Origin of the sequence: Enhygromyxa salina (assembly GCF_000737335.2) — a bacterium.
Lineage (GTDB): Bacteria > Myxococcota_A > Polyangia > Nannocystales > Nannocystaceae > Plesiocystis > Plesiocystis salina_C.
This window is the reverse complement of sequence record NZ_JMCC02000052.1, coordinates 75,860-83,565: the sequence shown is the minus strand read 5'-3', so window position 1 is coordinate 83,565 and position 7,706 is coordinate 75,860. Positions and strand designations below refer to the sequence as shown.

General features: G+C 67.5%; 6 protein-coding genes and 1 pseudogene. 4 read left to right on the top strand and 3 right to left on the bottom strand.

Going from position 1 to position 7,706, the window contains the following annotated elements:
• The first annotated feature begins 214 nt into the window (after positions 1 to 214).
• Positions 215 to 1,111 carry a hypothetical protein gene (locus DB30_RS20585; RefSeq protein WP_052551592.1) on the top strand — a complete coding sequence of 299 codons (897 nt, stop codon included), beginning with the start codon at positions 215 to 217 and terminating at the stop codon, positions 1,109 to 1,111.
• Positions 1,111 to 2,514 carry a radical SAM protein gene (locus DB30_RS20580; RefSeq protein ID WP_052551590.1) on the top strand — a complete coding sequence of 468 codons (1,404 nt, stop codon included), beginning with the start codon at positions 1,111 to 1,113 and terminating at the stop codon, positions 2,512 to 2,514. The genes DB30_RS20585 and DB30_RS20580 overlap by 1 nt, the downstream gene beginning before the upstream one ends.
• Positions 2,515 to 2,671: 157 nt before the next feature.
• On the opposite strand, the pseudogene DB30_RS20575 reads toward DB30_RS20580, so the two are convergent.
• From DB30_RS20575 to DB30_RS20565, 3 genes and pseudogenes are all read right to left on the bottom strand, one after another.
• Positions 2,672 to 3,553, bottom strand: a pseudogene (locus DB30_RS20575) (hypothetical protein); the annotation flags it as partial.
• Positions 3,554 to 3,565: 12 nt separating this feature from the next.
• The gene (locus DB30_RS20570) at positions 3,566 to 3,868 is read right to left on the bottom strand and encodes a DUF1573 domain-containing protein (RefSeq protein WP_052551586.1); all 303 of its coding nucleotides are present in this window, start codon (positions 3,866 to 3,868) and stop codon (positions 3,566 to 3,568) included.
• Positions 3,869 to 3,917: 49 nt separating this feature from the next.
• Positions 3,918 to 5,117 (bottom strand): hypothetical protein, encoded by a 1,200-nt coding sequence (locus DB30_RS20565; protein WP_052551584.1) that lies wholly within the window; start codon positions 5,115 to 5,117, stop codon positions 3,918 to 3,920.
• A 111-nt stretch (positions 5,118 to 5,228) separates the two neighbouring features.
• Between DB30_RS20565 and DB30_RS20560 the strand changes: the two genes are divergently transcribed.
• Together DB30_RS20560 and DB30_RS20555 are read left to right on the top strand one after the other, a co-directional pair.
• Positions 5,229 to 5,996 (top strand): phytanoyl-CoA dioxygenase family protein, encoded by a 768-nt coding sequence (locus DB30_RS20560; protein WP_052551582.1) that lies wholly within the window; start codon positions 5,229 to 5,231, stop codon positions 5,994 to 5,996.
• 191 nt (positions 5,997 to 6,187) lie between these two features.
• Positions 6,188 to 7,687 (top strand): AAA family ATPase, encoded by a 1,500-nt coding sequence (locus DB30_RS20555; RefSeq protein WP_052551580.1) that lies wholly within the window; start codon positions 6,188 to 6,190, stop codon positions 7,685 to 7,687.
• Positions 7,688 to 7,706 lie beyond the last annotated feature (19 nt).

The window sequence follows — 7,706 nt, the reverse complement described above, 5'->3', positions numbered from 1 at the left end:
TTTCAGCTCGGGCGAGGGCTTCTCGCCCGCTTGCGGACGCTTTCGTAGACTGGTTCACCCGGGGCAGCGAACTGTTTCAGCTTGGGCGAGGGCTTCTCGCCCGCTTGCGGACGCTCTTGGCCCCTGAGCCGCTCTCTAGTTGTCGTGAAGCCGCGCCGACTCCGCGTGCCGCACCGCTACTCACACCGGACGCGCTGACGTACCCTTGTCTGCGTTGGCGCCCCAAGATCACCCCCCGCTGCCGATCCCCGCCGAGCTGGTCCCGGCCAGCAACCGCGACCGGCACATCAACGTCGGCTTTGAAGCGTACCGCCCGATCCGCCCGCTGACCGACAAGGTCCGCGCCGAGAACCTGCTGTGGCACTCGCTCCTGCACGCCGGGCAGCTCGAGGCGTGGGACGATCCGCTGCACGCGATCCAGCGGCGGTTTGGGGTCGACCGATCGATCTGGGGCGTGTTCGTGGATCTCCAGACCGGCGCGCTCTCGTGGGAGCTGCGGCTGCTCAACGACCAACCTGGCGCCGCGCTGGGCGTGCTCGACAGCCTGCGCGCGGCCCTGCGCCCGTGGATCGAAGTGGCGCCCGGTCTCGACGCGCTCGGCCCCTACGCGGTGTTGGGTCTGCGCTTTGACGCGTCGACCATGGCGAGCGGCCGCATTCCAGCGATCGAGCTGCACGAGCGCGATGCGGACTCGCCCCACACCTTGGTCCACCGGGTCACCGCCACCACCCGCGAGCAGGTCAGCCGCGAGCTCCTGCGCGAGCCCAAGCGCCACATCAACGAGGTCCTGCCCGCGATCAAGTCCAGCGAGTTCGTCGACTTCGCTGCCCGGCCGCGCGTGCTCGGCCGCGTGATGATCCCCGAGCTGTTCGCGTGCCGCAGGCTCCACGTGGCCAAGCGGCCCAGCTGCGACGGCCTGTGCTTCTCGGGCGTCAGCGTCGAGCAGCTCTCGTTCACCTACAAGCGCTTCGAGTACCCCGCGCCCATGCTCGAATTCCTGACCGCGAACCAGGCAGCGCTCGAGCACCTGCTGTTCGATGTAGCGATCGAATACCGCGAAGACGACGGCCGAATCGTGTACCCCAAGACGGGCTACTACGGGAGTTTCTGATGGAGAGCTACAAAGGACGATTCGAGCCGACTCGCTTCGAGGACCTCACGGTCACCGTGGATTTTCACTGCCACAGCGCCTGCCGGTTTTGCATCGTGCAAGAGGGCATGAACTACTTCAAGGGCGTGCCGTGGGATCTGTACACGGCCGCCGTTGACGACAACCGCGAGAGCAAGCGCTACCGCCGGGTCACGTTCACGGGCGGCGAGGTCACGATGGAGCGCAGGCTGTTCGACTATGTCGACTATGCCCGCGAGTCGGGCAGCTTCGAGCACATCCGCCTGCAGACCAACGCGCGGCTGCTGGCCAACAAGGACTTCGCCAAGCGCCTGGTCGACGCCGGGATCGACGAATTCTTCGTCTCGCTGCACGGCCACGACGCCGCGACCCAAGACTACATCTCGCAGCGCGAAGGCAGCTTCGACGAGGCGATCGCGGGCATGCACAACCTGGTCGATCTTGGCGTGTGCCTGATGACCAACACGGTGCTCACGACCCTCAACCAAGCGCACCTCGCCGACATCGTCGAGACCGTGCGGGGGTTCGAGCCCACGCGCATGGAGTGGTGGAACTACCTGCCCATGGAGGACTACTCCGACGAGCGCGAGCTGCTCGCGTGCATGGACGACCTGGCCCCCGCGCTGCGCGAAGCCCTGGCCCGGGCCCGCGGCTATGGCATCGAGACCGCCGTCAAGTACGTGCCCCGCTGCCTGCTTGGCGACGACGCAGCCAGCCAGGACAACACCCAGCCCGACGTGGTGATCGTCGAAGAGTTCTACGAGATCTATCCCAAGTTCGCCTGCGTCCACGAGGCCCAGTGCGAGTACGCAGAGTCGTGCCTGGGCCTGCACCACCCCTACATCACCAAGTATGGCTGGGAGGAGCAGCTGCTGGTCCCCTACCCGCGCACCAGCGAGTGGGACGAGCCCGAGTATGGCCTGTGGGTTGGCTCCGATCGCCCCGGTGAGGGTGACGCGAGCGCGACGGATCAACCGCTGTGGACCGCGCTGATCGACGGCGTCGCCGAGCGCCACGACGCCCGCCTGCGCGAGGTCATCTTGCAGCGCCGCGCCTGCGTGTATCGCTTCGAGCTTGGGCCGGAGACCCGCGTTGACATTCTGCTGAGCGCCCGCTCAAACGAGCACGCGCTGGCCCACAGCGCGTCGTTTGATCTGCACTACCGCAACTTGCAGGGCGACCTTGGCGACGGGCCCACGCGCGAGGCCCTGACGGCGCTGGTCAAGGACGCGGTCAACACCGTGATCGCGCGGGATCCCGGCGGGATGCGGCTCGATCAGCGCAAGGGCCTGGTCGGGCCCGAGGCGTTTCGGCCGCGGCCGAAGAGCAAGGGGCCAAAGGTCGGGGTCAAGAGCTTGCGCGTGCTCAACGGGCCGGCCAAGTAGCCGAGAGCGCCGATCAGTTTGAAGTCGCGTCGTCAGGTGCGTCTGGGGCCGTTCCGGCATACTGCGAGCGCCGACCGACAACGGCAGGAGCGGCCCCAGATGTGCCTGGCGTCGTGAATTCAAACTGATTGGCGCTCTAGATTCAGGCGGCGGCGGCTCACTGCGGATGGGGGTCGCTGCCAGGCGCCGCCGTCCCGGTCGCTGGGCCAGTCACCGCGGTGCCAGTCGCCGTATTCGTTGGACCTCCCGGCCCTGGCACGCGCGACTCCGGCATGATCTGGTACTCGAGCTCGAGCCGCGGCTCGTCTTTGTCGCTGGTCAGCACGATCAGCTTGTGCGCCGCGAGCTTGCCCGCGTCGTCGAGCGCGGCGTACTTGGCCTCATTTACCTCGGTGCGAATGCTGGCCATCGCGCCTTGGGGATCCAGCACCTCGATCTCGAGCAGCCCGTCGGGATCTTGGACTTTCTTGATCTTCGGCGCGTCGCCTTCGCGCGCGGAGATCCGCAGCACCCGGCTCTGCAGCTTGCCCTGGCGCCGGGTGAAGCGAATGTTCTGTTGGTAGCGCAGGTTCAACACCACGTTGACGCTGACGTTGATCGAGAACTCGGGCGTGCTCTCGCCGGTCGTGACCACCTTGATCTTGGTCGAGAGCATGCCGACCTGCTTGGTGCCGCGAAACTCCAGCTCGTAGCTGGAGTTGCCCGCGAGCTCGCCGGCGGTGCGCCGCAGCGCGAAGTTCTTGGTGTCCTCGAGGGTGACCGAGACGATCTTCGCGCTCGTGGTCTCGTTCAGCTTCAGCTCAAACGGCGCCGAGCCGCGGGCGCCAACCCTGACTTCGCGCAGGTTGACGGAAGCCGGCACAGCCTCGACGTCGACGAGCAGCTCGCCCTTCATGGTCAAGGTGAACTGCGGCTGCACGGGGTCGTTTGTGTGGACGACGACCCGCTTGATGATCTTCGCGTGGCTGCCCCTGGGCCGCAACGTGACTTTGATTTCCCCTTCCCCACCCGGGGGAATCGCATCCGCCGACAAGACGGCTGCAGTACAGCCTCACGTCTTTTGGACGCGCTCGATGTGGAGATCGGCGGTGCCCTCGTTCTTGATCTTGAACACGTGATCGATCGCGTTGACTGGCTTGATCGCGCCAAAGTCGAAGATCGCCTCGTCGGAGGCGATCTTGGGGGCGCCCTGCTCGACCGCCGCGCCGGTGTCCGTGCCAGTGCTGGTGTCGGTCTGATCTTCGACCGCGGTGCTGGCAACGGGCGCTGGCGCGGCCGGCTCGGTCCCGCACGCCAGCAGCACGAGTGAAGTGACGAGAGACAGCGCGCAGAGAGGCTTGGCCGACTTGGTCATGATCGGCCGCACTCTACCACCTGGCCAAGCACCCGGAGCTGCGGCCGAGTCACAGCTCGCGCAGCTGGTCGCGCAGCGCCTCGAAGTGCGGCGCAAAGCTGCGCTCGAACTGCTCGGGCTCATCGGCGTCGCGCCACGCCTTCCAGCAGCGCGTGGTCACCGGGCCCTCGAAGAAGCCAGCGAGGCGCGCGAGCACCCCCCACGGGCCAGCGAGCAAGCTCAGCGGGCGCGCGCGCACCTGCTCGAGCGCCAGCCGCACGAGCTCGTCCCACGCGGATGCTGGGACCGCGTGCAGACCCAGCGCGTGCAGGCCCATGTCGTGCACGGTCATGCCCACGTCGCAGGGGATGTTGGCCAGCAGCTGCACGTCACGGGCGCGCCGATGCAGCTCGACCGCCCAGGTTGGCGCGACCGTGACCGGCAGCATCCCGCGGCGCACGAGCACGCCCCAGTGGATCGGCCGCATCGACGCGCCCACGCCCGCGATCATCTGGGGCCGGATCGTCGCCAGACCCGGGCGCCCGCGCAGCGCCTTGGTGTAGGTGCGCGCGGTCGGGACCGTGCGCGGGACCCCCTCGTCGTCGAAGCTGCAGCCGAGCCCGCCGAAGTAGCGACGCATGCGACGACGATGGGAGATCCGCGTTGACGCGACATACACAGCCGCGGAGTTGGGCACCCTGCCGTTGCGCGCGGCCGGGTAGTGCACCGATACACCCACCGCTGGCTCGGCGTTGACGCGGACCTGCAGGACCTGGGGCCGCGTGGCGTAGAGCCGCTCGTAATGGTCGAAGTCACGCAGCAGCAACGCACGATCGGGCTCGCTGTCGAGGGTCGCGGGCTCGCTGCTGACCTCTGCGGTGATCGACTCGGCGAGCTCGCCGATCGAAGGTGCGAGCACCGTCCACCGCCGCGGCTCCTCACCAAGCTTCGAGCGCAGCGCCTGGGCCAGCGCCGCACAGGCCGCGAGCCCGAGCTCGCTCGACGCGGGCCGGCGGTAGCTCAGACCCAGCCCGGCGACGGTCGCCGGGAGCTCGTGGGTGGGCCGATCGGATCCAGCTTCCGGCACCGGCGCGATGTCGATCTCGATCTGCTCACCGCTGCGGCGGCGCAGCTCGACGCAGACCGGCGAGCTCTCATCCAAGCGATAGCAATCGGACAGCAGGTAGTCCGCGAACACCGCGTCGTCGAGCGCCAGCGAGGGGCTCAACAACTCGAACACCCGCCGAGGGCTGAGCGACGCTTCGAGCACGCGTCGGCGACTCTAAACCAACTTCACTGCGAGGGGGCGCGGGCGTCGAGCTTCTCGGCCCGCGCGCGCGCTGCTATCGTCTCTAAGCAGCCGCCGCCAAGCAGCCGCCACATGGACGCCGCCGACCACACCCAGCAGCTGATCGAGCAGGGCTACACCGTGTTCGAGCGCGCGTATGATCTGGACTGGGTCGCGGCGGTTCGTGCCGACATCGACGGCATCCATGCGCAGGTCGGTCGCCCGAGCTGCCACGACCCCAACAACGTGGAGCTGGCCCCCGATGTCCATCTGTGCGCCGCGGGCATGGCCGTGCGCCGGCTCTTGCACCTTCGCCCCCGCTGGGCCAACGACATCGTCAAGCCCAACATCATCGCCGCCCTGCGCGGCGCGCTTGGCCGCGACATGGTGCTAGAGATCGCCGGCTGCGTGGTGTCGGATCGATCGCGGCCGTTCTTTGCCTGGCACACCCACGTCGGCGGGGTCAACGACGGCCAGTACCGGCGCACTGGCGTGTGGCCAGCGGTCGACACCACCCAGCGGGTGATGACGCTGACCTATCTGCAGGACCTGGGCGAACACAACGGACCCATGCGCATCTACCCGCGCAAGGTCGGCGACCCGGTCGCCCCCCCGCATGATCCCAACGCCCCGAGCTGGCCTGGCCAGGTCGAGCTGCGGCTCCCGGCCGGCAGCCTCGTCGCCGTTGACGAGTGCACCTGGCACGCGATCCCGCCCACGAGCGAAGACGCGCTGCGGATGTTCATTGGGCTGACTTACGCGGCCCGCGACGCCCCCGTGGGGGGCTGGGCAGACGACAAGCTGTCCGAGCTCGCGGCCCGCCCCGAGAGCAGCGAGCTGCTGCGATCCGTGCTGCGCTGAGCGGCAAGCAGACCGGCAAGCAGACCGTCGCCCAGCGCGGCGATTTGCTGACGCAGCGCTTCCGGGTGGCGGCGACGGCTGTCATGAGCGAATGGTGGCCATATCTCGAAGAGGAGATTAGTTATGGCCACTAATATAAATAAATGCGGCCATATCTTGACGTGCCGACGAGATATGGCCACCATTCGCTCATGACGCGAGCGCACCAGTCGAGCGTGGGTCGTCGGCGAGAGCGCGAGCTTCTGTCGAGCGCCGCCCGCGTCGATCGGGCCGCGCTGGTCGCAATCTACGGTCGGCGCCGTGTTGGCAAGACCCACCTCGTGCGCGCGCACCTCGAGCCGACGGCGGGCACCTATTTCGAAGCGATCGGCCAGCACGCGGCGCCCAAGGCGGTACAGCTCGACAACTTCAAGCAACAGCTCGAGGCGACCTTTCTGAACCACAGACTCCCACCGCTGAACGACTGGCGCGAGGCGCTCTCGCTGCTCGCAGATGGCGTTGAGGCGGCCGCCATCCGCCATCCGAGCGAGCCCGTCGTCGTGTTCTTCGACGAACTCCCGTGGATGTCCACGCATCGCTCGGGGCTCCTGCCGGCGATCGACCACCTGTGGAACGCGCGCCTCTCGAAGCTCCCCAACCTGGTCTGGGTGCTCTGCGGCAGCGCGGCGTCGTTCATGATCGACCGCCTGATCAACGCCAAGGGGGGGCTCCACAACCGCGTCACCCATCGGATCCGGCTCGAGCCGTTTCGCCTCAGTGAAGTCCGGGAGCTCCTCGCCAGCCGTGGCTTGCGCCGCGGAACCGCGCAGACCCTCGAGCTCTACATGGCGCTCGGCGGGGTCGCCCACTACTTGCTTCAGGTTCCTCGCGGGGTGTCGGCGAGTCAGGCCATAGGACAGCTCTGCTTTGACCGCGCTGGACCGCTGAGCGACGAGTTCGGGCGCTTGTTCGCGTCGCTGTTCGACGACTCGGGCGAGCATGAGCGACTCGTCCGGGCGGTCGCTCGCAAGCGCAGCGGGGTCAGCCGTGACGAGCTCATCTCGAGCGCGGGCATGGCCAGCGGCGGCAGGTTGACGCGTCGCCTCGACGAGCTGGAGGCCGCGGGGTTTCTCGCTCGCTTCGTCCCGTACGGACGAAAGCGGAGGGAGACGAGCTACCGCTTGATCGACGAGTTCTCGCTGTTCTATCTCGATTGGATGGATGGTGCGCCCGCGTCTTCGTTTGGTGCACGCGGGGCCAGGTATTGGATGTCGCGGGCGAACACCCCCGCGTACCGCTCGTGGGCCGGCTACGCCTTCGAGGGCATCTGCCTCAAGCACACGGCGGAGATCGAAGCCGCGCTCGGCATCGACGGCATGGCCAACGAGGTCGGCACCTGGCGCTACGTCACGCGGCCTGGCTCCGACGTGTCTGGCGCCCAGGTCGACCTGCTCTTCGATCGCCCGGACGGGATCATCAACCTTTGCGAGTTGAAGTACTGCAGCGAGGAATTCGTGCTGAGCAAGGCCTATGCAAAAGAGCTCGTGACCAAGGTCGAGATCTTCAAGCAGCGCACGAAGACCAAGAAGGATGTCGTCGTCACGCTGATCACGACGCACGGACTCAAGCCGGGCCTGTGGAACGACGAGGTCATCGACAGCGTCGTCACCGCGGATGCGCTCATGGCAGACTGCTCGCTGCGAGTCCCATAGCCAGGAGCCCAAGGCCCGC

Bases quoted from the DNA above. Each gene is read 5' to 3' on its own strand.
- DB30_RS20580 (WP_052551590.1), top strand. From the start codon at position 1,111: ATGGAGAGCTACAAAGGACGATTCGAGCCGACTCGCTTCGAGGACCTC.
- DB30_RS20560 (WP_052551582.1), top strand. From the start codon at position 5,229: ATGGACGCCGCCGACCACACCCAGCAGCTGATCGAGCAGGGCTACACC.
- DB30_RS20570 (WP_052551586.1), bottom strand. From the start codon at position 3,868: ATGACCAAGTCGGCCAAGCCTCTCTGCGCGCTGTCTCTCGTCACTTCA.
- DB30_RS20555 (WP_052551580.1), top strand. From the start codon at position 6,188: ATGACGCGAGCGCACCAGTCGAGCGTGGGTCGTCGGCGAGAGCGCGAG.